At 64.3% G+C, this 23,959-nt stretch carries 21 protein-coding genes; 7 read left to right on the forward strand and 14 right to left on the reverse strand.

Annotated elements, in window-relative coordinates:
• Window positions 1-86: 86 nt before the first annotated feature.
• The 4 genes from KNN17_RS04095 to KNN17_RS04110 are packed head-to-tail and all read left to right on the forward strand — an operon-like array spanning window position 87 to window position 4,070.
• Entirely contained in the window at window positions 87-1,628 is a 1,542-nt protein-coding gene (locus KNN17_RS04095; RefSeq protein ID WP_241707614.1) for an efflux RND transporter periplasmic adaptor subunit, read from the forward strand.
• 6 nt (window positions 1,629-1,634) lie between these two features.
• The gene (locus KNN17_RS04100; RefSeq protein ID WP_078107090.1) at window positions 1,635-2,363 is read left to right on the forward strand and encodes an ABC transporter ATP-binding protein; all 729 of its coding nucleotides are present in this window, start codon (window positions 1,635-1,637) and stop codon (window positions 2,361-2,363) included.
• On the forward strand, window positions 2,360-3,604 hold the full coding sequence (locus KNN17_RS04105; RefSeq protein WP_241707615.1) for an ABC transporter permease: 1,245 nt from the start codon (window positions 2,360-2,362) through the stop codon (window positions 3,602-3,604). Before KNN17_RS04100 ends, KNN17_RS04105 begins: the two co-directional genes overlap by 4 nt.
• A gap of 58 nt (window positions 3,605-3,662) precedes the next feature.
• Entirely contained in the window at window positions 3,663-4,070 is a 408-nt protein-coding gene (locus tag KNN17_RS04110; RefSeq protein WP_241707616.1) for a hypothetical protein, read from the forward strand.
• Between the two features lie 75 nt (window positions 4,071-4,145).
• Here the strand turns inward: KNN17_RS04110 and KNN17_RS04115 are convergent, their stop codons facing one another.
• The 8 genes from KNN17_RS04115 to KNN17_RS04150 all read right to left on the reverse strand — a co-directional run bounded on the left by KNN17_RS04115 (window position 4,146) and on the right by KNN17_RS04150 (window position 14,537).
• Window positions 4,146-5,339 (reverse strand): MFS transporter, encoded by a 1,194-nt coding sequence (locus tag KNN17_RS04115; RefSeq protein WP_241707617.1) that lies wholly within the window; start codon window positions 5,337-5,339, stop codon window positions 4,146-4,148.
• Window positions 5,336-6,106, reverse strand: a complete 771-nt coding sequence (locus KNN17_RS04120) for a DeoR/GlpR family DNA-binding transcription regulator (RefSeq protein WP_241707618.1) — start codon at window positions 6,104-6,106, stop codon at window positions 5,336-5,338. Before KNN17_RS04120 ends, KNN17_RS04115 begins: the two co-directional genes overlap by 4 nt.
• Before the next feature lie 278 nt (window positions 6,107-6,384).
• Window positions 6,385-8,067 (reverse strand): ABC-F family ATP-binding cassette domain-containing protein, encoded by a 1,683-nt coding sequence (locus KNN17_RS04125; protein ID WP_241707619.1) that lies wholly within the window; start codon window positions 8,065-8,067, stop codon window positions 6,385-6,387.
• Window positions 8,068-8,101: 34 nt separating this feature from the next.
• Entirely contained in the window at window positions 8,102-8,680 is a 579-nt protein-coding gene (locus tag KNN17_RS22315; protein WP_241707620.1) for a TetR/AcrR family transcriptional regulator, read from the reverse strand.
• Window positions 8,681-8,703: 23 nt separating this feature from the next.
• A complete protein-coding gene (locus KNN17_RS04135) occupies window positions 8,704-9,984 on the reverse strand; it encodes an FAD-dependent oxidoreductase (protein WP_241707621.1) in 1,281 nt (426 codons plus the stop codon).
• A 348-nt stretch (window positions 9,985-10,332) separates the two neighbouring features.
• Window positions 10,333-12,324: a penicillin-binding transpeptidase domain-containing protein gene (locus tag KNN17_RS04140; RefSeq protein WP_241707622.1), complete on the reverse strand. Its 1,992-nt coding sequence runs from the start codon at window positions 12,322-12,324 to the stop codon at window positions 10,333-10,335.
• A 201-nt stretch (window positions 12,325-12,525) separates the two neighbouring features.
• Window positions 12,526-13,182, reverse strand: a complete 657-nt coding sequence (locus KNN17_RS04145; RefSeq protein ID WP_284762379.1) for a response regulator — start codon at window positions 13,180-13,182, stop codon at window positions 12,526-12,528.
• A complete protein-coding gene (locus KNN17_RS04150; RefSeq protein WP_241707623.1) occupies window positions 13,179-14,537 on the reverse strand; it encodes a sensor histidine kinase in 1,359 nt (452 codons plus the stop codon). The genes KNN17_RS04145 and KNN17_RS04150 overlap by 4 nt, the downstream gene beginning before the upstream one ends.
• Before the next feature lie 194 nt (window positions 14,538-14,731).
• Between KNN17_RS04150 and KNN17_RS04155 the strand changes: the two genes are divergently transcribed.
• Window positions 14,732-15,823, forward strand: coding sequence for an ABC transporter permease (locus KNN17_RS04155; protein WP_241707624.1), 1,092 nt, complete (start codon window positions 14,732-14,734; stop codon window positions 15,821-15,823).
• Between the two features lie 39 nt (window positions 15,824-15,862).
• On the forward strand, window positions 15,863-16,561 hold the full coding sequence (locus KNN17_RS04160) for an ABC transporter ATP-binding protein (protein ID WP_241707625.1): 699 nt from the start codon (window positions 15,863-15,865) through the stop codon (window positions 16,559-16,561).
• Window positions 16,562-16,632: 71 nt separating this feature from the next.
• Here the strand turns inward: KNN17_RS04160 and KNN17_RS04165 are convergent, their stop codons facing one another.
• Entirely contained in the window at window positions 16,633-17,025 is a 393-nt protein-coding gene (locus tag KNN17_RS04165) for a winged helix-turn-helix transcriptional regulator (protein ID WP_241707626.1), read from the reverse strand.
• 82 nt (window positions 17,026-17,107) lie between these two features.
• Here KNN17_RS04165 and KNN17_RS04170 point away from each other — a divergent pair, with 82 nt between their 5' ends.
• On the forward strand, window positions 17,108-17,713 hold the full coding sequence (locus tag KNN17_RS04170) for an NAD(P)-dependent oxidoreductase (protein WP_241707627.1): 606 nt from the start codon (window positions 17,108-17,110) through the stop codon (window positions 17,711-17,713).
• Window positions 17,714-17,848: 135 nt separating this feature from the next.
• Here KNN17_RS04170 and KNN17_RS04175 read toward each other — a convergent pair whose 3' ends face one another.
• The 5 genes from KNN17_RS04175 to KNN17_RS04195 all read right to left on the reverse strand — a co-directional run bounded on the left by KNN17_RS04175 (window position 17,849) and on the right by KNN17_RS04195 (window position 23,807).
• Window positions 17,849-19,294, reverse strand: coding sequence for a phytoene desaturase family protein (locus tag KNN17_RS04175; protein WP_241707628.1), 1,446 nt, complete (start codon window positions 19,292-19,294; stop codon window positions 17,849-17,851).
• Window positions 19,287-20,858 carry a glycosyltransferase family 87 protein gene (locus tag KNN17_RS04180; protein ID WP_241707706.1) on the reverse strand — a complete coding sequence of 524 codons (1,572 nt, stop codon included), beginning with the start codon at window positions 20,856-20,858 and terminating at the stop codon, window positions 19,287-19,289. Before KNN17_RS04180 ends, KNN17_RS04175 begins: the two co-directional genes overlap by 8 nt.
• A 147-nt stretch (window positions 20,859-21,005) precedes the next feature.
• The gene (locus KNN17_RS04185; protein WP_171983456.1) at window positions 21,006-21,146 is read right to left on the reverse strand and encodes a hypothetical protein; all 141 of its coding nucleotides are present in this window, start codon (window positions 21,144-21,146) and stop codon (window positions 21,006-21,008) included.
• A 579-nt stretch (window positions 21,147-21,725) separates the two neighbouring features.
• Window positions 21,726-22,268, reverse strand: a complete 543-nt coding sequence (locus tag KNN17_RS04190) for a histidine phosphatase family protein (protein ID WP_078107119.1) — start codon at window positions 22,266-22,268, stop codon at window positions 21,726-21,728.
• A gap of 42 nt (window positions 22,269-22,310) precedes the next feature.
• On the reverse strand, window positions 22,311-23,807 hold the full coding sequence (locus KNN17_RS04195) for a CCA tRNA nucleotidyltransferase (RefSeq protein WP_241707629.1): 1,497 nt from the start codon (window positions 23,805-23,807) through the stop codon (window positions 22,311-22,313).
• Window positions 23,808-23,959 lie beyond the last annotated feature (152 nt).

Genomic DNA, 23,959 nt, shown 5'->3' on the forward strand with positions numbered 1-23,959 from the left:
AGCGACACGCCTGGCAGGGCGTCACATAGGGTAAACCATCAGGTAGCACTCGGCATGCTCCAAGACAGCCACCATAGTCTTCGGGCATGCTCTCAAAACCTCAACTCATCAACAGCGGCATCGGGGTGGTCGTTGTCGGCCTTGCCGCCGGTGCCTTCTTCGTGCTGAACGGCGTGCCGCAGACGGCTTCAGACACCACCGCCCGCACGGTCTCGGTCAGCGCAGCGGACCTCACCGCAGTATCTACCGCAAGCGGAAACGTCTCGCCCGCGAGCACCACGGTCATCAACGCGCAGAACTGCACCGGGCCCATCGCCACGGTCTCCGCGGTGACAGGCCAGCAGGTCACGGCCGGGCAGGTACTCGTCACCATTGATCCGACGAACGCGCAAAACGCCCTGGCGGTTGCGCAGGCCCAGCTGGATTCCGCCGCGGCGCAGGCAAACCAACAGCAGGCCTCAGCCAGCAACCAGGTAGCTTCAGCGAGCCAAAGCCTCACCAACGCCCAGCAAACGGCCAACCTGGACGCGAGCCAGCAAGCCAGTGCCGTGGCCGCCGCGCAGACGGCCGTGAACAATGACAATGCAACCGTCGCTTCTGCGCAGGCCACCGCCAGTGCCCAGCCGAAAAGCCAACCCGCGCAATCCGCCCTCAGCGCTGCACAGGCCCAGCTGGCGAAGGACAACCAAGCACTGACCCAGGCAGCCAACCAGCAAGCCAGCTCGGCCCTCAAGGACAAAGAGCAGGTCGCCTCGGCCGCGACCGCCCTCAATTCCGCCCAGAGCGGCGGCGGCGCCACGTCCAACACGACTTCTGCCCAGATTGCGGTCGACACTGCGACCAAGAACCTGGCGGCCTGCTCACTCGCGGCCCCGGTTTCAGGTACGGTCACCGCCGTGAACGCCGTCGTCGGAGGCAACGCCGGTAGTGGCAGCTCCGGTTCATCCGCTTCCGGATCCTCCTCTTCCGGGGCGTCCGCTTCCTCCGGCAGCGCTTCCACAAGCGCCGCGAGCACCTCGTCCTCCGGGCTGATCACGATCAGCGACACGGCGCACCTGCAGGTCATCGCCAATTTCGCCGAATCGGACATCGCCGCCATGAAGACCGGCGACTCGGCCACCTTCACCTTCCCGGCACTCAAGACCGACCCGTCCGCGGCACCGGTCACCGGTACCATCACGGCAATCGCCCAGAACGCCACAACCACCAACAACGTTGTCAGCTATCCCGTGACGATCTCCATCAAGAACCCCCCGGCTGACCTCCGGCTCGGCCAGAGCGCAAATATCTCCGTGACCACGGCGACCGCCAAGAACGCTTTGGCGGTGCCTTCGCTGGCGATCACCACCACCGGAACCAAGCAGACCGTCAATGTCATGAAGAACGGGACCACGACGGCGGTGACCATCACCACCGGGATCACGGACAACGGCCGCACCCAGGTGCTCACCGGGCTCAGCGCGGGCGATCAGATTGAGCTCCCGGCCATCTCCTCAACTCTTGACACCACCGGCACCACCGGACGAACCGGTGCGGGCGGATTCGGCGGCACGGGTGGATTCGGTGGAACAGGCGGCGCCGGAGTTACGGGCGGCGGCACCGGTGGCACACGCGGAAATGGCGGGTAATCAGCCGTGAACGACGCTGTCATCCAACTGGACTCCGTGAGCAAGATCTATGGCAAAGGGGAGGCCGAAGTACGGGCGCTTGATTCCGTCAGCATCTCCATTGACCGGGGCGACTTCGTAGCCATCATCGGTGCCTCGGGCTCCGGAAAGTCCACCATGATGAACATCATCGGTTGCCTCGACGGCGCCACCCAGGGGACTTATCACCTGGACGGCATCGATACCGGGACCTTGGACGAATTCCAGCTCGCCCAGATCCGCAACCGGAAGATCGGCTTCGTCTTCCAGAACTTCAACCTGATACCGCGCACGCGGGCCGTGGACAACGTCTCCATGCCGCTCGCGTACGCAAAGGTGCACCGCAAGGAACGGCGCGAGCGGGCCCTGGAAGTGCTCGCTTCGGTGGGTTTGGCGGAACGCGCCGACCACAAGCCTTCGCAGCTCTCGGGTGGACAGCAGCAGCGCGTTGCCATCGCCCGGGCGCTTGTGACCAACCCCGTATTGTTGTTGGCCGACGAGCCGACGGGAGCCTTGGACACCAAGTCCTCGCACGAAATACTGGATCTCTTCGAGTCCTTGCACGCCAACGGCCGGACCATCGTGATGATTACCCACGAGACGGACGTCGCGGCGCGGGCCAACCGTGTTGTGCGATTCCAGGACGGACACATCATTGAGGACCACCGGCTTCGGGACGTCCACGCCCACCCGGTAGCCACGGCGGTGCCGGCATGATGATCGCCGAATCCGTCCGCTTCGCCCTGACAGGGGTGATGGCCAACAAGATGCGCTCCATCCTCACCACGTTGGGCATCTTGATCGGCATCGCATCCGTCATCATCCTGCTGGCCGTAGGCGCCGGAACCTCCAACGCCATCAAGACCCAGATCGGCAAGCTGGGAACCAACGTGCTTACCGTGAGCCGCCAGACGACAGCCGGCGGCCGAGCCGCAGGCGGACAAGCCGTCACCGGTCCGCGGTCCCGTGGCACCAACCTCACGCTCCAGGACATGGCAGCGCTGACGGATCCCGTGATGGCCCCCGACGTCGCCGCAACGGCGCCGGTGGTCACGGCACAGAACGTCACGGGTACTTACCAGGACGCAACCCACGCGGTCGCAACATTCGTGGGGACCACGCCGTCGTACTTTTCCATTTCGAACGACACGCTCGCGGCGGGATCCTACTTCAGCGATGGTGACGCCAGCAGCGGCACCGCAGTGGCCGTGATCGGCAACACCGTGGCGCAGGACCTGGTGGGCAGCTCGGTGACCTCGGCCGTGGGGCAGACCATCGCCCTCAATGGCCAGAACTTCGTGGTCTCCGGCGTCTTGGCTCAAAAGGGGTCCTCGGGCCTCAACGATCCGGATGACATTGTGGTAATCCCCTACAGCGCAGCCCAGGACAAGTTCACGGGGTACTCGCCGTCCCTCGCCTCGATCACGGTCCAGGCGAAGTCAGCGGACGTGATGAACCAGGCCCAGAACGAGGTTCAAATGATCCTCGATGCCAGGCACAACGTCACCTCCGCCAACCGTGACTATCAAGTGCGGAACCAGGCGCAGATCCTCACGACCGCCACCACCACGACGGCGACGCTGACCGTGCTCTTGGGAGCCGTGGCCGGCATTTCGCTCCTGGTGGGCGGGATCGGCGTCATGAACATCATGCTCGTCACGGTCACCGAACGTACCCGCGAAATCGGCATCCGCAAGGCGATCGGAGCTTCGCGGGGCAGCATCGTGAGCCAATTCCTGATCGAATCGCTCATCATTTCGCTGATCGGCGGAGTGCTCGGAATCGCCGCCGGCTATATCGGCAGCGCCTTCCCCCTGCTGGGAACACAGCCCGAAGTCCAGTGGTGGACCGTGTGGCTGTCGTTCCTGGTATCCGCGGCGATCGGCTTGGTATTCGGAATCTACCCGGCCAACAAGGCGGCGAAACTCCGGCCGATCGACGCCCTGCGGTACGAATAGCCGCCCACAGTTCCACTCCCCAGCAACTAAAGAAAACAGCCAAACAGGAGATCCCTAAATGTCCTACTCAGCACCGGAGCCCGGCACCACCAACCAGCCGGAACCCCAGCCGCCCTACACCCAGCAGCCGCACGCCGGACAGCCGACCGCGGTCCTGCAAGCCACCGGCCAGGAACCCAGCGGACAGGGCTGGGGCCAGCCCCAGCCGTCGGAGCCGTTCGTGCCCAAGAAGCGCTTCAAGATGGGTCGCTTGACGCAGATCCTCCTTGCAGTGCTGCTGGTTGCCGTCGGGTTCTTTGCGGGCGTCGGCGTCACCAAGGCAATGGACGCGGGCCAGGCCCGTCCCGGCCGCGGCCAGTTCCAGAACTTCAACGGCGGCCAGGGCCGGAACCGGCAGAGCGGCGCTCCGACCAACGGGGCATCGCCGACCGCCATTCCTTCGGCACCCGCCACCTCGGCTCCGTAACTACCGCCGCCGTAGCCACCCAACTGACTCGCAGTTGTTGTCGTTTTGACGCTTCATAACGACAACAACTGCGAGTCAGTTGCTTTTACCGAGGGGCTTCGCGGCGCCTGCCAACCACAGGGCAATCAGGATCGGAACACCGATGGCAAGCAGGGCCATGTGGATTCCGGTGTGGTCGCCCAAGTAACCGAGGAGCGGCGGACCGGCGAGAAACGCGACATAACCGATGGTCGAGACCACCGACACGCGTGCGGCTGCGCGTTTCGGATCATCCGCAGCAGCGGACATGCCCATCGGAAAGGCCAGGGCTGCGCCGATGCCCCAAAGGGCCGCACCCGCCCCGGCAAGGACCAGGTTTCCCGCGAAGACGAAGAGCGTCAGGCCCACTGCAGCGGCGGCCATGCTGACCCGCAGCACGGATACGCGCCCGAACCTGTCGATCGCGCGGCCGCCGAAGAAACGCATGAGTGTCATCGCGGCCACAAAGAGCGCAAACAAAAGAGCGCCCGTCGATTCGGAAGCATTCAGGCCATCCACCGACGCCTTGGCGATCCAGTCGTTTCCGGCGCCTTCCGTGAGGGTCGCCCCGAGGACCACGACGCCGATCAACAGGGTGCGGGAGTCCCGCCAGGCCGAGGGGCCCTTCACGGCGGGCGCGCCGTCGTCGGGCATCGTTCCCGTGGTTTCGTGGGGCATGAAGTAACGGGGTGCGATCAAGGTGAGAAGAACCACGACGCCGGCGATGACCAGCAAGTGCTCCGGAAGTCCAACGCCGATCTGGGAAAGCCACGCACCAACCACCGCACCCACAAAGGCGCCCCCGCTAAAAGCCGCGTGGAACTGCGGCATGATGGTGCGCCCGAGGCGATGTTCGACGTCGGCCCCTTCGATATTCTGCGACACATCCCATAGCCCGACCCCCACGCCGAAGAAAAACAGCGCAAGCGCGGTGGCGGCCACGGAGCCGGCCATCAAGGAGAACGCGATGGCCGCTCCGGCAGAGGCGGCCAGCAGACCGGCAGCGCGGACGGTATCGGCCGTACCGATCCTGCCGACAACCCACCCCGCGGAGGGCAGCGCCACAAGGGACCCGACGGCGGTGCACAGCAGCAGGGTGCCCATCTGGCCTGACGTCAGGTGCAGGGTCTGGGTGACGGCGGGTATCCGGGCCGCCCAACTGGCAAAAACCAGCCCGTTCATTCCGAAGACCAGGAAGGTGGCGATTGCTGCGGCTTTGACGTTCGGGGCGGTTCGGGTGCTGGTGGTCATACGGTCACAACTTCCACGGAGAGATTTTCAAGTAGGGTGCGTTCTTCAGTGCTTGGCTTCCGGTCCGTCACAATGACATCTACCGCATCCATGGCTGCAACCAGAGCCACGGCCTGTGCATTCCATTTACTTCCCGTGCAGGCCACGATTACCCGGCCGGCCGATTCCAGGCCTGCCCGTTTGATCGCGGCGTCCTCGAGATCGTGCGCCAGCAGGCCGTCCTTGAGGTTGATGGCACAGGGCGTGACGATTGCGGCGTCGAAACGCAAGGAGCGGATGTTGGCCTCTGCCATCGGCCCACGGAACGACTGCTCGCCGGGAACCAGGCTGCCGCCAGGCAACAAGAGACCGGGACGCCGTCCAGAGGGAATGTCGGCGGCCAGGAATTCCACCGCACGAAGGGACATCGGCATGATGGTCAGTTCCCGCTGCGCGAGCCGGCGCGCGATTTCCGTTGCCGTGGAACCGCTGTCCAGCCACACGTGATCGCGGTCGCGGAGCAGCCGTTCGACGCCGACGGCGATTCTCTCCTTAGCGTCCTGGTCCTCGAGTTCGCGCTGCCCATAGCCCGGGTTGTCACCGCGGTCCACGAGGCTGCGGGCCCCGCCATGCACGCGGCGCAGGACGCCGTGGGAAGCGAGGATTTCCAGGTCGCGCCGAATAGTGGCCCCCGAGGCTCCGCATTCGGCAACGAGCTCGTCAACCGTGATCTCTTCACGCTCACGCAGCAGCTCGCCAATGAGCCGGTGGCGGTCAGCAGTTCTCATGCTCATATGCTATCCAAGAATGAGCATTTAATCATCAGTCGTGATCATATGGGCGAGTGGTTTGGACGTGCCCGGCGCGAGAGCGGGGCGCGGAGTGGATGTGGAACTCGCCCTGCGTGACACCGGCTCAGACGCTCGCTCACCTATGCGGCACTTCCGGTAGACGCTCGCTCACCTATGCGGGGTTTCAAGCTGACGCTCGCTCACCCATTCAAGACGTGAGCGGACGTTCCCGAAAAAACCACCAAAGGTGAGCGGGCGTCGGTGGCGCCTGGAGGCTAGCGCGCCCGCTCTACCCGGGACTCGTCCCAGACGGGCTCTGCGGACTCGTAGACTTTGCCGTCGGATCCGAAGACGAGGAAGCGGTCGAAGGACTTCGCGAACCAGCGATCGTGGGTGACAGCCAGGACGGTGCCTTCGAACGCGTCGATGGCACGTTCCAAGGCTTCGCCCGAGTGCAGGTCCAGGTTGTCCGTCGGTTCGTCGAGGAGCAGGAGCGTGGCGCCCGACAGTTGGAGGAGCAGGATCTGGAAACGCGCCTGCTGGCCGCCGGAGAGCGACTCATACTTCTGTTCCGCCGAGCCCACCAGCCCGTAGGAGTCGAGCGCGCCGGAAGCAGCCTCGCGGCCCAGCCCGGAACGGTGTTCGTCACCCCGGTGCAGGATGTCCAGGAGCGTCCGGCCGATGAGGTCCGGGCGGGAATGGGTCTGCGCGAAGAATCCGGGACGGATCCTGGCACCCAGTTTGACGGTTCCTTCGTGCGGAACTTCGGCGATCTCGACGTCGGAAACGGGCAAGTGCTCGCGCTCCGGGTCGGTGCCGCCAGCGGCGAGGAGCCGCAGGAAGTGGCTCTTGCCCGAACCGTTGGAACCCAGCACGCCCACGCGGTCGCCGAACCAGATTTCGGTGGAGAACGGCTTCATCAGGCCCGTAAGTTCAAGCTTTTCAGCCACCACCGCTCGTTTGGCCGTCCGGCCTCCCTTGAGGCGCATGTTGACGTTCTGCTCCAGCGGCAAGGCCTCGGGCGGCCCGGCCTCCAGGAACTTGGCGAGCCGCGTCTGGGCAGCCTGGTACTTGTTGGCCATGTCCGAGCGGAACGCCGCCTTGGTTTTGTACATGATGACGAGTTCCTTGAGCTTCAAGTGCTCCTCGTCCCAGCGTTTGCGCAGTTCCTCGAAGCGCGCGTTGCGGTCGATGCGCGCGTCCACGTAGGTGCCGAAGCCGCCGCCGTGCACCCAGGCCCCGGCGCCGTTGATGCCGGGTTCCAGCGTCACGATGCGGCCAGCGGCGTTGTTGAGCAGCTCGCGGTCGTGGCTGATGAAGAAGACCGTCTTCTTGGATTCATTGAGCTTGCTTTCGAGCCATCGCTTGCCCGGAACATCGAGGTAGTTGTCCGGCTCGTCGAGGAGCAGGAGCTGATCCGGTCCGGAGAACAGTGCCTCGAGCACCAAGCGCTTTTGCTCGCCGCCCGAAAGGCTCGACGCCGGTCGGTGCTGCGCGCGGTCGAAGGGGATGCCCAGCGCTGCCATGCAGACTTCGTCCCAGACGGTCTCGACGTCGTATCCTCCGGCGTCTCCCCAGTCCACGATCGCCTGGGCGTACCGCATTTGGGTGGGCTCGTCGTCGTGCTCCATCATGGCGAGCTCGGCGTCCTCGACCGCCTTCGCGGCGGCGGCGAGAGCTGGCGGCGCGGCGGAGACGAGCAGGTCCCGCACGGTTGATTCATCGCGGACCTGGCCGACGAATTGGCGCATGATGCCCATGGTGCCGGAGCGTCCCACCACTCCTTCGTCAGGCGTGAGATCGCCGGCGATGATCTTGAACAGGGTGGTCTTTCCCGTTCCGTTGGGCCCGATCAGGGCTGTTTTGCTGCCGTCCGGGACCTTGAAGGTCACGCCGTTGAGCAGTTGGGTGCCGTCGGAGAGGAAGTAGTCGATGCCTGAAACGTCAATATGGGCCACGCGTTCAATCTTCCCACGGACCGCGGGGGGCTCCTCAGCCGCCCAGGTGGTCCGCACCGACGGCACCAGTGAGATATCGCTGGATGGTCGGCCCCAGCGCTCGGGCGACGACGGCGTGCGGCGTCGAAGCGATCGGCTCCAGCTTGATCAGGTAGCGGGTCAGGATAAGTCCGGAAATCTGCGACGCCACCAGGTTTCCGCGCCACGACGCCTCTTCCGCGGACACCCCGAGGCCGGCCAGAAGCGGGTTGATGGCGCGGTTGAGGATGAACTCGCGGACCAGCGCGGCACTCCACTCATGTTGCATCGCCGTCCGCAGAACCGCGACGCCGGCTGCCCCCGCGGGCGAGTCCCACACGGTCAGGACACGCATTACCAACCTCTCCCCGACCCCTTCCGGCGGACCGCTGAGGACCGCCGTGATGTGGTCCTTGGGGTCCACGGGGGACTCAAGCGCAGCCATGAACAGCTGCTCCTTGGTTCCGAAATGGTGGTTGATCATGGACGGATCCACGCCGGCCTCCGCCGCGATGGCCCGGACAGTCGCGGCGTCATATCCTTTACGGCTGAACTGTTCGCGAGCCGCACTGAGAACCGCGTCCCGGCTGCTCACGCGTCCGGGCCGCCGCCCTCTGTTCACAGCGATTTCCGGTTCGCGGCGGCCTTCCGGCGCGCAAAGTCCGGGGCGTGTTCCGGCCGCGGCCCGAAAGCGATCATGAGGGCTGGAAGTTTCCGGAACCACGGCACGTGGCGGGCGATAAAGACCACCGGACTGGGCGGGCCCATCAACTGGCCTTTCACTGCGGGGCCGAAAACGGCTTTCTGGATGAGGAGCTGAACATTCTGGATCACCACCGTGGGGAACCATCGCCGCTTCTGCACCGAGGCCAGGTCGGCTTCGCCCAGGGTGCCCTGAAGCAAAGGGCGGGCAAGGCGCTGGGCTGCCGCGACTGCGTCCTGGATGGCCAGGTTGATCCCCACACCGCCTGCGGGCGACATGGCGTGGGCCGCGTCTCCGATGAGGAGCAGCCCGGGTTTGTGCCATGGCTTGATCCGGTTGAGCTTCACGTCGAGCAAATGGAGATCGTCCATGGACCTGATTTCGTCCACGCGGTCCGCCAGGTCCGGGCGGATGCGGGCCACGCGTGCACGGAAACTCTCCACCCCTTCGGCCCGCAATTTCGGATCCTTGCCCTTCTCCGCGATATAGGCGATCTGGTAGAAGTCCTTGCGGGTCAGGCTGAGGAGCACATCGACGCCGGAGAAGCGGGGCACGATCGAAGCCAACTGTTCCTGTTCATCCGCACGCCGGGACAGCCTGAACCACCACGTGTCGAACGGCACGGGGAACTCACGGGGGACGAGGCCCGCCTTCTGCCGGAGCACCGAGCTGCGGCCGTCACATGCCACCGTCAACGTCGCGCGAAGCTCCCCCGTTCCGATTTCGACGCCGGACGCCGCGTCCCGGGTGCGGTACGCCACCCCGGCGACTTTCCCGCCGTCGTCGTACAGCAGATCCGTGGCCTCGGTGTTCATCCGGAGCGTGAACTCCGGCTCTTGCTGTGCGGCGTCCACCAGGAAGTTCAGGAGGTCCCACTGCGGAACCATGGCTACGTAATCGTAGGGTGGCTTGAGGCGGTCGAAGTCGGCCAGGGTGACCTCCTTGCCGCCCGTGGGGAGTTTGAAATTGCCGAGCTTGCTTTGGGGCAAGGCCCGGAATCCTTCGCCCAGCCCAAGCTCATCCAACAGTCGGATGGTGGAGGCATGGACGGTGTCGCCGCGGAAGTCGCGCAGGAAGTCGGCGTGCTTTTCAAGGATCGTGACCTCGACGCCGGCCCGCGCCAAGAGGAGTCCGAGCATCACCCCGGCGGGTCCCCCGCCCGCGATGACGCATGTGGTGCTTTCAGGCTGGTCCATGGCCACTCCCGGAGTTGAACTTCATTCCGCAACTAATTCAACAAGCGTTGAATTAAGTGTGCACCCGCCTCGCGGTCGTGTCCAGAGGCTGCGACGCCCGCTCACATACCGAGCCACGTTACCAACCGAGAATCTTTCCCTCCTGGGCCGCTGCAACTGCCCCATGCTGACGGGGGCGCGATCGGACGGTGGTGGGTAAGCGGGGCTGAAATCCTTGCTGCGGCGTCGACGTGGGTTCCCCTTGATGCTGTTGCTCTTTGGCTTTACCTTCCAGCAGAAGGCGCGGCGGGACAGCCTGAGAACACGTCCATCCAGAGGACGAACACCAGCGGTCTGCGGGCCGCGAGTTCAGCCGGCGGCGGTCAGGAACGATTTGAGCAGCGGACCGCTGGTAGTCGCACCGAGGCCGCCGTCTTCCACGAACACTGCGACCGCCAGGTCTCCATGCACTGCAACGATCCAGGCGTGAGTCTTGGGCGGGTTGTCATTTCCGAATTCGGCCGTTCCGGTCTTCGCGCCAACGGGCGCCCCTGGCACTGACGCCAGGAAACCGGCATGGCCGGAGGTCACCACCGCCCTCATCATGTCGGTCAGCGCGGCTGCCTCAGCCGGGGTGACCGGTTTGTCGGACGCTGCCGCGATGGGGGACTCCGAGGCACCGGGGGACGCCGACGACGGCGGGCCGGACGGCGTCGGCGTGGCACCTGCGGAGGGCGGGACTGCGCCGGGGTTCAGGACGAGTTGCGGCGACACCGGCGCGCCGTGGGCCACCGATGCTGCCATGATGGCCGCCGCGAGCGGCGAAAGAAGCACTTTGCCCTGGCCGATCATCGAAGCTGCGTGCTCGGTGCCATCAGCGTTTCCCGGTACGGAGCCCAGGAAGGCGTCAGCCCCCAGCTTCGGGGCTTGGACTGCCACCCCCAGCGAGGTTGCCGCAGACTCGAGCTGGGCTTGGCTCACTTTGTCGCGGGAACTGATGAAGGCCGTGTTGCACGAATGCGCAAAAGCGTCCCGCAATTCAACAGAACCCAGGGACGACGCCGGGTAGCCTTCGGCGTTCTTGAAGGTCCGGCCATCCACCGTGATTGTGGGCGTGCACTCAACCTTGGAATCCGGCGTCATTCCATTGCGGATCAAGGCGAGGGAATCGACGATCTTGAACGTGGACCCCGGCGCGTACTGGCCGAGCATGGCCGTGTTGTAGCCGTTGCTGCCGGGACCGGAGGCCGCTGCGAGGACGGCGCCGGTGGAGGGACGGAGTGCCACAATTGCCGAGGCCGGCCCAACACCGGCCAAGGTGTCTTCGGCGAGCTGCTGCAAGCGCGGATCCAGGGTGGTCTTCAACGGGTCGCCGGGCTTCGCATCGACGGCAAAAAGCACTCGGCGCGGATCCGGATTTGCTGCCTTGATCTGGTCGTCTGTCATGCCTTGCGGCCGGGCTTTGATGGAGACCCCGTCCTGGCCTCGGAGTTGAGTGTCATATTGCTCCTGCAGGCCACCGGATCCGACGGTGTCTCCCACCTTGAGGGCGCCCCCGGACTTTTGGATCTGTTCGGCGCTTGCCTCGGCCGCGGTCCCCAAGACGGCGCGGGCGAAGGTGCGGGTTGGTGCCAAAGGCAGAAAATCGCGGATGCCACGGGCGCCGGGAATCGCGGCAATCTGCTGGTCTGTGACCGTCCGGCTGCCGTCCTCGCGCAGCGTGATGGCACTGACGAAGGCCTGCGGGCCGGAAGCCTGGACCTGTTTCACATACGCGCCTTCGTCCACGCCCACCAGTTGCGCGAGCTTCGCCGCGGACGCTGCAGGATCGGCCGATCCAATCGTTGTCTTGTCGATCCCCACGTGAACCACCGGACGGTAGCTGACCAATTTCGCGTCCCCTGCGCCGAGGATGTCGGCCCTGGATGGCGAATTGACGGTCTTGTCCAGGACCTCGCCGTCCTTAAGGTCCGGCTCCAGGAGTGCCGAATTCCATTGGACCGCCCATTTGTCGCCGGACTTCTTCAGTGCAGCCTGGGAGGTGTACTTCCACTCCGCGGTCCCGATCTTCCATGTGAAGTTGAGCGGGACGGACGCTTTGTCGCCGTCGAGCGTCACCGCGCCGCTCTCAACGGAAGGCTTGGCCGGATCAAGGGCCGCGAACACCGCTTTGAGCTGCTCGTTTGCCGCCGAGGCATCCTTGCCGTCAACGGCGAGCGATCCGACGTCGAACGCCGCCAAAGAGGAGGCGAGCTGCTTGGCCGCGCCCTCCGCCCCGGAGCGGCCGTCATCGCAAGAGGTCAGCGACCCGGCAATCATCAGGGCGGCAAGCCCCAGGACAATGTTTTTAGTTTTCCCCATTCGCGCCATTATGCCTTCTTGGACCGACAGGAATGATCCAAATCACAGCACGTTGCGCTTTTGTGATGCTTCAGGGGTTCGAGAACAGCGCGTAGCCACTTTCCCCAAGTAACGCGCAGTAGGTGTCGTTTTCGACCCCCAGAACGACACCTACTGCCAGTCATTTGGGTCCGCGAGGCACCCGGGGTGCGCGCGCCGACTCTACTGACTGCGGATGATCCTGCGCTGCGTCGCCGCCGCGATGGCCGCGGTCCGGTTGTCGACGCCCAGCTTGCCGTAAATGTGCACCAAATGGGTCTTGACCGTTGCCTCGGAAATGAAGAGTTGCCTCGCCATCGCACGGTTGCTCATCCCAGTGGCGAGGAGCTCCACGAGTTGCACTTCACGGGCACTCAAGGCGTTCACCGGATTGCGGATCCGCCCCATGAGCCGGGCGGCAACCTCGGGTGCAAGGGCCGTCTGACCCGCCGCCGCAGACACCACGGCCTGCCGGATTTGCTCAGGTGGCGCGTCCTTAAGCATGTATCCGCTGGCACCGGCCTCTACCGCGGCGAGGATGTCGGCGTCGTTGTCGTAAGTGGTCAGGATCAGGACCGGCGGCGGGGGAGTCCCGGCTTCCCCGGCTTTGATCTTGCCCGTGGCGGTGACGCCGTCCATGCCCGAGCCCATTTGCAAGTCCATGAGAACCACGTCGACGGGTTCGCCGAGGGTGTGGAGCTTCGATAGTTCCGCCAATGCGGCGGTGCCGTCGGAGGCTTCCGCCACCACGCGGACGCCTTCGAAGTCGGAAAGCATGGCCCGGAGCCCAGCGCGGACCACGGGATGATCGTCAACAAGCAGGACCCTGATGGTGGTCACGGGGTCCCCTCCAGGGCTGCGTTGCCGGTCCCCAGCGGCAGCCGGATTGCCACCACGGTCCCCTCCCCGGGAGCCGACTCGACGTCGAGCGTTCCGTTGAGGGCAGCGAGCCGCTCGCGCAGGCTTTTGAGCCCGACGCCGGTTCCGTCGTCGCGGGTTGCTGCGGCAGCCGCCGCTTCGGGATCAAAGCCCGCACCGTCGTCGAACACATCCATGGTCACCTCGGCGTCCAGGAAGGAAAGGGTCACGACGGCGGCGCCCGCCTGGGCATGCGCCCACACGTTCGCCAGGGAAGACTGAGCCGCGCGCAACAGGGTGGTCCGGTAAGGGTTGGGCAGCGGCACCGGCGTGCCTTGGAGCTCGAAGCGGCAGCGCAGCGTGGCTCCCCGGGCGGAAGCCTCGGCCTCGGTCTTGGTGCAGAGGCGCCGCAGGGTGTCCGCCAGCTCAGACTCATCCAGTTCGGGGGATCCAAGACCGCGGACAAAGTTGCGAGCCTCCGCCAGGTTGCTGGCTGCTGTCTCACGGACGGTCCTGAGCCGGTCGCGGGCCGCGGCGTTGTCACCGGCGTCGAGGGCCTTCTCCGCCGAGCGCCCCATCAGGACGATGCTCGAGAATCCCTGCGCCAGGGTGTCGTGGATTTCGCGGGCGAGCCTTTCGCGCTCTGCCAGCACACCGGCGTCGTGTTGGCTTCGTGCCAATTCGGCCCGGGTTCGGCGCAATTCCTCGGCGGCAAGGCGTTGGTTCTCCGCCTCGACGTAAAGCGCCCGATAAGCCAGGCCGGTGACAACCGCGAAGGCGGCCCCGAAAACAGGCCCGAGGACCATGGCAAGTTGCAGGGCATCCGCCCCGGCACCCCGGTTATGGAACCACATCGCCGCGATCAGGAGCGCGGTACTGGCAGCGATCGCGGGAAGAGCGAAACGCCGCGGCAGGATATGCAGCTGCAGGAAGAACAGCGGGAAAGCTATCCACGCGAAGTCCGGACTGATGAGCATGAGCAGCAGCCATAGGAATCCGACGACGGCGAGCCACCAGCGCGCGTATGGCTTCGGATTGAAACGCTCGGAATGGCCGGCGTGCCGCTTCTCGAGAACCGTCCCTGCGAGGTAGACAGCAGTCAGTAGCAGCGACAGGCCGAGGCCTGCCCCGGTGGCGAAAGGCGAAAGGCCCGCGACTGCAAGCCTGACGACCGCCACCAACAAGAGCACCGCAAAACCGACGTGCAGGCTGACGCGCAGGACACGCAAAATCACGGCGGAACCAATGGGCTGCGTGTCATTGGGCTGCGCCGTGTCACCTGTTTGCTGCCGCGGCGCAGGCGGCGCGGCGACTTGCTGCGAATCGTCTCCCTGCATGCCCTCCAGCGTAGCCTCGCCCTCCGACACTTTTGCCCCGGTTCCGCCGTATTCGGCTCCAATCAACCAAACGGTTGATCCCGCGGTCAACCAAGGCGATCGGATGGGTCCATCCACTTCACGATGCTTCAGCCGCCAACTGCCGGGAAAGTTGAAGCAGGACCAGAAAATCGCCTCCGAACCAAAGGAATTCCATGTTTCTCGCAGTGCGCGACATCCGCTTCGCCAAGGGCCGCTTCGCCCTCATGGGAAGCGTCGTCGCCCTCATCACACTCCTCCTCGTCATGCTCTCCGGACTGACCGCGGGCCTCGGTGACCAGTCCACGTCGGCCATCTCAGCCCTTCCGGCGCAGCAAATCGCCTTCGGCGCCCCAGCCGGGGGCGAGGCCAAGGCCTCCTACACGGAATCGGAAGTCTCCAACAAGCAGCTTGAAGCCTGGCGGAACCAGCCGGGTGTTGCTTCTGTCGAAGCGGTGGGTATCACCCAGACGCGGTTCCAATCCCTCGATTCCTCCAATAATGCCGCCGGCACTGCCAACGTCGCGGTCTTCGGGGCCGACGGCGGCATCTCGCCAGTGGCGGTCAGGGACGGCGAGGTGGTGGTCGGGGAGGCCTTGGCGAAGGAACTCGCGCTGAGTACCGGGAGCAGCGTGACCGTGGGCGGTACCAGCCTGACGGTTTCCGCCGTTACCCAGGATGAGTGGTATTCGCACACCGGGGTTGTCTGGACTTCCCGGGCGACGTGGCAAAAGCTCGCACATATTCCTGCCGGGGAATCGATTGGGACGGTCCTCGCGGTGACCTACGACGCCGGAGCCTCCGTGGACCCCGACGCCGCCAACGCAGCAGCCGGCACGGTGAGCGCCACGCCTAGTGGCTCGTTCCAGGCCCTCGGTTCCTACAAGAGCGAAAACGGCTCCCTCATGCTGATGCAGGCCTTCCTCTACGGTATCTCGGCGCTTGTCATCGTGGCGTTCCTGACCGTCTGGACTGTGCAGCGCACACGCGATATCGCGGTGCTCAAAGCCATGGGCGCTTCGTCCGGCTACGTCGTGCGCGACGCCTTGGTCCAAGCGGGAATCGTTTTGCTCGCAGGGGCGGGACTGGGCGGCGGCGTTGGCGTGGTTGGCGGCTTCTTTGCTGCCAAGGCTGCCCCGTTCCTCGTGACTCCACTGACGACGCTCGTCCCGATTGCCGGAATCGTGATCCTCGGGCTTGGCGGTGCGGCGCTGGCCGTACGCAGCATCACCAAGGTGGATCCGCTCATCGCCCTTGGCGGCAACTAGGCCAACGCCAAAACCTAATATTCCATGAAAGGCATATCAATGAACCCCGTACTGAACCTCGTCAACGCCACCCTGGAGTACCCGGACGGAGACTCCACCCTCAAGGCCCTGGACGCCGTGGATCTCAGCGTGGACGCCGGCGAGTTCTTTTCCCTCGTGGGCCCGTCGGGCTCCGGGAAGTCCTCGCTTCTTGCCGTGGCGGCAACACTCGTTCGGCCGGGTTCCGGGCTCGTCATCATCGACGGCACGGATGCCACTGGACTCAAGGACCCCGAACTCACTTCCCTGCGCCGGGAAAAAGTGGGCATCATCTTCCAGCAACCCAACCTCCTGCCGTCGCTGACCGCCGTCGAGCAGTTGATCATCGGCGACCACTTCCGGGGAAAGCCTGCCAAAGCGGCACGTGAGCGCGCTACGGAACTGCTCGACGTCGTCGGGCTCGGGAGTTCGCTCAACAAGAGGCCGCACCAGCTCTCCGGAGGGCAGCGGCAGCGGGTAAACATCGCGAGGGCGCTCATGGGCCAACCCCGGGTGCTGCTTGTCGACGAGCCGACCGCGGCATTGGATCACGAACGCAGTGAATCGATCGTGCGGCTACTGCGTCAAGTCACCGACGAGTTCGCGACGGCGACCGTCATGGTCACGCACGACACCGAGTTCCTCCCGCTCACCGACTCCGTCGCCACTATGCGGGACGGGCGCCTCAGTGCGCGCGTCCCTGTCGGCACACCCAACTGACTCGCATTTGTTGTCGTTCTGAGGCCTCAAAACGACACTTACTGCGAGCCAGTTGGCGAAGGCCGGAAGGGTCAGTCCCGGATCACGGCCTCGTCCTGGGCATCGTCATAGGCGTCGCGGGCCTTGAGAATGCTGGGCACGTGATCCTCCGCCCAGAGACGCAAAAGGGTCAAGGGCTCCAGCAAGGAAGCTCCGAGCTCGGTCAGTTCATAGTCGACGCGAGGGGGTACCTGCGCGTGGACGGTCCTGGTGATGAGACCGTCCCGCTCCAGGGTTCGAAGGGTCTGGGTGAGCACCTTCGGCGTCACTACATGGACCATCTTGCGAAGCTCGGAGAACCGGATCGGGCCGTCCGCGAGGACCTGGACCACCAACGAAGCCCACTTGTCGCCGATGCGTTGAAAGATCACCCGCGACGGGCAGTCCGGGTCGAGGATGTTTGCTGGCAGGTCGCTGGTATCCATGAGGTAACTAAGTTCCTTTGAAGCTATCAGTATCAATTAGATACTGTTTTGATATCGCAAGAATAGCAACCCAAGGAGAGTCATGAAAATCGCAGTTTACGGCGCAACAGGCATGGTCGGAAGCCAGATCGTCAACGAATCCCTCACCCGCGGCCACGAAGTCACCGCGATCTCCCGTAAGGGCTCGGAGGTTGCTGGAGCGAAGGCCCTCGCCGCCGACCTCGCTGATGGCCAGAGCTTCGCGGAGGTCGCCAAAGAGCACGACGCCGTCATCCTCGCCACCGGTCCCAGCCGCACCGGCGGAGACCACGGGGAGTGGCTGGCGGCAATGGACACCGCGTACAGCAACGCGGAAGGTACACGTCTCATGATCGTCGGCGGCGCAGGCACCCTGGAGATCGACGGCGTCCGCCTCCTCGATTCGCCCGACTTCCCTGAGGCATACAAGGCCGAAGCAACCACGGCCGCGGCCGCTTTCGCCGCCGTCAAGGAAGCTCCCGAGAGCCTGGACTGGACCGTACTCGCACCTGCGCCGGTCATCCAGCCGGGTGAGCGCACCGGGAACTACTCCACTGCAAAGGATTCTCCGGCCGGCAACACCATCTCCACCCAGGACTACGCTGTGGCCATGCTGGACGAAATCGAAACTCCTGCCCACCGCCGGGCACGCTTCACGGCAGCCAACTAGCCCAACGCCCGCTCACCTATGACGGCACATTCACCAACACCCGCTCACCTCTGACGGAAAACGCGGGCCGCTCCTGTACGCAAGTGAGCGAGCGTTTCGGATTTTGGCGACATAAGTGAGCGGGCGTCGCAGGGGTCATGCGCCTAGGCCAAGCCCGGGTATCGGCAGGCCGAACATGTCTTTCAGGGCATATTCAGCAGCATGGTACCCGGGCATTCCTGTTACTCCAGGTCCTGGAGGCGTAGACGAGGAACACAGGTACACCCCTGGCAGAGGCGTCCGCCACGGCACTGAGGAGAGCACGGGACGCTGTACCAGTCCTCGGATATCCATGGTCCCCGCGCTAAAATCGCCACCCACGTAGTTCGCGTTGTAGTCGGCCAAGCCCGCCGCCGTTGTCGTCTTCCAGCCGACCACCACGTCGCGGAAACCCGGCGCAAATTCCTCGATCCGGGACATGATCGCCTCGGCCATGTCCACCGTGGAACCTTTGGGAACATGACAATAGGACCAGAGAATGTGCCGCCCTACGGGAGCGCGCCCCGGATCCACTATGGATGGCTGGGCCACAAGGACATACGGCTTCGCGGGATGCCGGCCCGCAGCTACAAGGTTCTCGGCCTCCGCCATGGCGGCACGCGTGCCGCCCACATGCACCGTCCCGGCGTCGGCCAAACCTGGAGCCGTCCAAGGCACCGGCCCGGACAGGATGAAATCCACCTTGCATGCCGCATTCCCAAAACGGAATGTTTCCAGCGACTTCCTATAGCGGGCGGGAAGCGCGGCGCCCGCCATGCGCAGCAGTCCTGGTGGTGCGACATCCAGCAGGATGGCCTTCGCGGGACGCAGCTCTTCCAAGGAATCGATCCGCACACCGGTCTCGACCACTCCGCCGTGGGCCTCGATGTCCCGCACCATCGCGTCCGCTATGGCCACGGATCCACCAACCGGAATGGGCCAGCCACCGGCATGGGCCAGCGCACCCAGGAGGAGTCCCGCCCCTGCGGCTGTGGGAGAAGGAAGGGGAGACAAAGCATGCGCCGCCACACCTGTCAGCAGTGCGGGCGCCGCATCCCCGATGAACCGCCGGTTCCACCACGGTGAACCTTGCTCCAAGGTTGCCAGGCCGAGGCGTAGCGCGGCGATCGGACGGGCCGGCATCCGCAGCAACTGGTTCTGCGTCACGTCAAGAACGCCGCCCAGATGCTCCACCAACGGTCCCATGAGGCGGGTAAATGCTGCTCCATCGGCCCCGAGTTCACAAGCCGTCCGCTCCAGCGAGCGATACGCGAGAACTGCCCTGCCGCCGTCGAGCGGTGTTCCGTATTGGACCTCCGGCAAACGCAGCTCCACACGCCGTTCGAGCTCAAAATCCCGGAAGAAACGCGAAGCCAGCGCCATGGGGTGCACAGCGGAGCAGACGTCGTGGATATGCCCCGGCTCCAGCAGTTCAGTCGTCCGCGTTCCACCACCGATCGTCTCGGCGGCCTCGTACACCCGGACAGCCAGGCCCGCCCGGGCCATCACTACCGCGGCGGCCAAACCGTTCGGTCCGGAGCCGACGACGGCGACCTCAGCCATGGCGTTCGCCGTCGCCTTGCGTGGAGCTCACTGAGTCGCGGGGAGTTCCGGAGGTGTCGCGCCCGGATTGCGGCTCGCGCCCGGAACGGTCCTCAGCGGAGTTCACCTCAACGCGCCGCCAGGGGAGCACCGAGGCCGTCGGATTCTTGAGGTCCACCCGAAACCAATCCTTCGCGCCATCGAACAGGCCACCGTGGGGATCGTCCACACCCTGGACCCGGAGGGGATCAAGGTGTGGATCCCAGATGTCCCATGCAACCCTCAACATCAAATATGCCGTTACGGCCATATGCAGCACCACGGCCATGACGTAGTACGGCATATCGATGTTGTTCTGCGCCGCCCCGCCGCTACTGACCTGACCCAGATACATCCAGGTGGCAGCCCAATGCAACGCCTCAGCTGCCTGCCAGACCAGGAAGTCGAGCCAGCGGGGTCTGGCCAATGCCAGCAAGGGCACCAGCCAGAGCACATATTGCGGGGAATAGACCTTATTGCTCAGCACGAAGGCTGCCACGATCAGGAAGGTCAACTGGGCAAGCCGCGGGCGCCGCGGCGCCGCCAATGCCAATACGGCAATCAGAACGCACGCAAGGAGGAACATGTCCATCGCCAAGGCATTGATGGCGTCGGGGCCAAGTTTGGCCAGTCGGAGGCGTTCGGCAACGAGGTTATACGCGAACCACAAGGAGCTGTACCCCGCGGGGCGATCACGGGTGTAATCGAAAAAGTAGCGCCAACCGGCTGGGTTGATGGCCGCGATCGGGACGTTGACTGCCAGCCAAGCGACCGCGGCTGACACGGTGGTCACAAAGAAGCCCCGCAGGCGGCCGCTTCGCAAGGCGAGCAGGAGGATCGCGCCGAGGATAAGCAGCGGATAAAGCTTGGTGGCCGTTCCGAGGCCGATGAACAGGCCCGCCATGACGAGACGGTCCTTCGAGAAGAAGTACATCCCCACGGCGAGCATGGCAACTGCCCACATGTCCCAATTAATGACTCCGGCCAGGACAATCCCGGGCGCGAGGGCCACCATTGCCGCATCCCAAGGCCGGCGACGATTGATGCGCGCGGTAGCCAGAACCACCACGATCCACATGGCCGCAATCAGGGTGGCGTTCACGTCGAAGTAGCCCAGGATCCGATCGGGGGTGGCGCCATGGCCCGGGACCAACCGTGCGGTAGCACCGGCTATCAGCCCGATGATCACCGGATATTCGAACATGCTTTTCGGATCAAGGAACGGGAAGACGCCGTCGGCGAAGCCCCTGCTGCTGAAAAGTTCGGGGAAATCCGAGTAGCAGGTGGCATAGAACTGCTGTGGGGTGTGCCAGCCGTTGACGCGGCAATAGCCCTTGATCATGATCGACACGATGGCGGCGACGATCGTGAGGATGACCAGGACCCGCTCCACGGTGAAGAATCCGGGGGAGATGGCCCCGGGGGAGGACCGCCGTCCGAGGGGTCCCCCGATCAACTCGGTGAAGTTCCTGAGCAAGTAATCACTACGGCTGGGAACCACAAAGCGCGCACGCTTTTGCTGGATGTGCGGCTTTGTCTCCTGCATGGAATCGAGCTTACCTTCAGGCACGGGGCGCTCCTCCCTAAGCCCCCGCTTTAAAGGGCGGAAGCCCACGCGTAGCCGCGCGGGCTTCCGGGGCGAACGGTCCGATGTGTGCCATCAGTCCCTCCTGTAGTGCAGTGGTGGGGACACTCAGCGGATGATGCCCATTTGATGCAGGACGACGTAGACGTCTTCCCGGCGTTGATCCAACAGTTGTCCGTTGAAGAGGGTCTTGTCTTTGACGACGGGCTTGCTGTTGAAGACCATCAAGTCCCTGAGGCGCTTGGCCAAGGGTTCACCTCCTTTCGTTATTGAAGAGAATTGCCGGAATTCAGGCATGACAATTAAGCCCCCTGAATTCGAAGAAAACAGCGGCGGAATTAGGCGCGTGAATGCCAGGCAATGAGGGGTGGATTAAGCGGATTTCTCGAACGACCGTGTCCGTACCGGAGCATGGAACTCCGATAGGGGTATCCAGGGGCAGCCGTCCCCAACAAGAAGCTGGTTCCGAACTATGAGGAAACTGCGCACCACGTCAATCGCGTGATACCGCTCAATGGCAGGCCCAACTCGGAGCCTGATTGCCCCTTGATCAGCCCTGAAACATCAGGGGGAAGAAGGAAATCAGGAGAAGTTAGGCCGCAGGACGGCGTCGAACAGCGAAGGCCGGGGTGCCAGCAACGGTCATCTTCCATCCGCTAGTCAAAGTAATCATTTTCCCAACCTCCTTTTCTGTTTTGGCGCTACCGCAGATGACTGACTGGGTAGCGCACGCCTCAATCCCGGCAGATTGCTCTGGGATCAAAAATAAAGTTACACCATGAATCGCACTGTTGACCAGCCAATTACAAACAATTTAGAAATTAATTCTTACAATCCCCAGCGGAGAATGGCCGGCGTCCGCTTGTCCCATCCCAAGGTACAAACTTTGGCCGTTCCCAAGACAAAGTGGCGTCCTTCCCTCGCGTCCAATTCGAGCCAACGGGCCGTGAGGATGCGGGAAAAATGGCCGTGCGCGACAATCAGGACGTTGTCCATTCCGGACTCGAGGACGCGGGCAATGATCTTGTCGGCCCGGGCCGCCACAGAGTCGAGTGTCTCGCCGTTGGGAACGCCGTCGGTCCAGATGAGGTAATCCGGGTTGTCCTTGCGGATGAGATCCGAGCTGATGCCTTCGTAATCGCCGTAGTTCCACTCCACAGCCAGCGGCTCATGAACGGCGTCGGGGAAGCCCGCCAATTCCGCGGTACGGCGGGCCCGGCGCAGCGGCGATGTCAGGACCAGGTCGAAGTCGATGCCTTCCAGGATTTTGCGCGCTTCCACGGCCTGCTGCTCTCCCTCGACCGTCAAGGGAAGGTCCGTCAAACCGGTGTATTGGCCGCTCTTGGACCATTCGGTCTCGCCGTGACGCATGATCCAGAGCTGTGGCCGGGAGAGTTTGGCTGCAGGGTTCACTTAGGACTCCTCTGGTTCGGCGGTGCCTGCTTTGGCATCGACGGCTGGTTCCGATGAAAGTTCGACGGCGGACTCGGGTTGGCCGGTCCACCATCCCAGGAGCTTGGACTCGGCCTCTTCCTGGGACAGCGGACCGTTTTCCATGCGCTCCTCCAAGAGGAACTTGTAGGCGCGGCCAACCACGGGTCCGGGCTTGAGTCCCAGCAAATCCATGATCTGCGCTCCGTCCAGGTCCGGCCGGATGGCATTGAGCGATTCCTGTTCGGCCAGGACTTCGATCCGTTGCTCAAGGTCATCGTAAGCAAAGGAGAGCCGCTCGGCCTTGCGCTGGTTACGCGTGGTGACGTCGGACCGGGTCAACCGGTGCAGGCGCTCCAGCAAGGGGCCGGCGTCTGCGACGTAGCGGCGGACGGCGGAATCGGTCCAGCCGGCGTCGCCGTAACCGTAGAAACGCATGTGAAGCTCCACGAGCCGCGCCACGGCCTTGATGGTGTCGTTGTCGAAGCGCAGGGCCTTCATGCGTTTTGCGGTCAGTTTGGAGCCCACCATGTCGTGGTGGCGGAAGCTCACCGCGCCGCCCGGTTCGAAACGGCGCGTCGCCGGCTTCCCGACGTCGTGCATGAGCGCGGCGAAGCGCAACACAAAGTCCGGACCCGGCACCGGGCCGTCCGGGCCCGTCTCAAGCGACGCAGCCTGCTCCAGGACCTGCAAGGAGTGCTGGTAGACGTCCTTGTGCCGGTGGTGCTCATCGGCTTCAAGGCGCAGCGCGGAGACCTCGGGGAGGACGAATTCGGCAAGTCCGGTTTCCACGAGGAGGTCGATGCCCGCACGCGGGTGCGCACCGTTAATGAGCTTGACGAGTTCCTCGCGCACGCGTTCGGCGGAAATGATCTTGATCCGCTCGGCCATCCCGGACATGGCGAGGCGGACGTCGTCGTGCACGGCAACGCCGAGCTGCGCGGCGAAACGGGCAGCACGCATCATGCGAAGGGGATCATCGGAGAATGACGCTTCGGGTGCTCCCGGGGTGGCGAGGACCGAGGCGTGGAGGTCGCGGACCCCGCCGAAAGGATCCACGAGTTCCAGCGACGGCAGCCGGAGCGCCATGGCGTTGATGGTGAAGTCGCGGCGCAGGAGGTCGTCCAGGAGCGACGAGCCAAAGGCCACCGCGGGCTTGCGGGAATCGGCGTCGTAAGCCTCGGCGCGGTAGGTCGTGATCTCGATCTGGAAGCCGGACTTCTTCATCCCGATCGTTCCAAAGGCGCGTCCGATTTCCCAGAAATTGTCGGCCCACCTCTTGATGATCGAGAGGGTCTGGTCCGGAGAGGCGTCAGTGGTGAAATCCAGGTCCGGCGAGACACGTCCGAGGAAGAGATCCCGCACCGGCCCGCCAACCAGCGACAGTTCGAATCCAGCGTCCACGAAACGCCGACCGAGGTCCAGGACCACTGGATCCATCTGGAAATTAACTGAAGAACTGTCCAATACTTGCGCCATAGTTCCTTAAGCTTGTCAGATTTCACCGCGCCATCACACCGGATCCTCGTCATTGCGCTGCGATTGGGTGGGAACAACACCGGGATCACGGTCTCACGCCATCCGCACGTCACCGTGAGTCCATGTCCCGGTCATCACCAACGGGCAAGAGT

Origin of the sequence: Arthrobacter bambusae (assembly GCF_022606295.1) — a bacterium.
GTDB lineage: Bacteria > Actinomycetota > Actinomycetes > Actinomycetales > Micrococcaceae > Arthrobacter > Arthrobacter bambusae_A.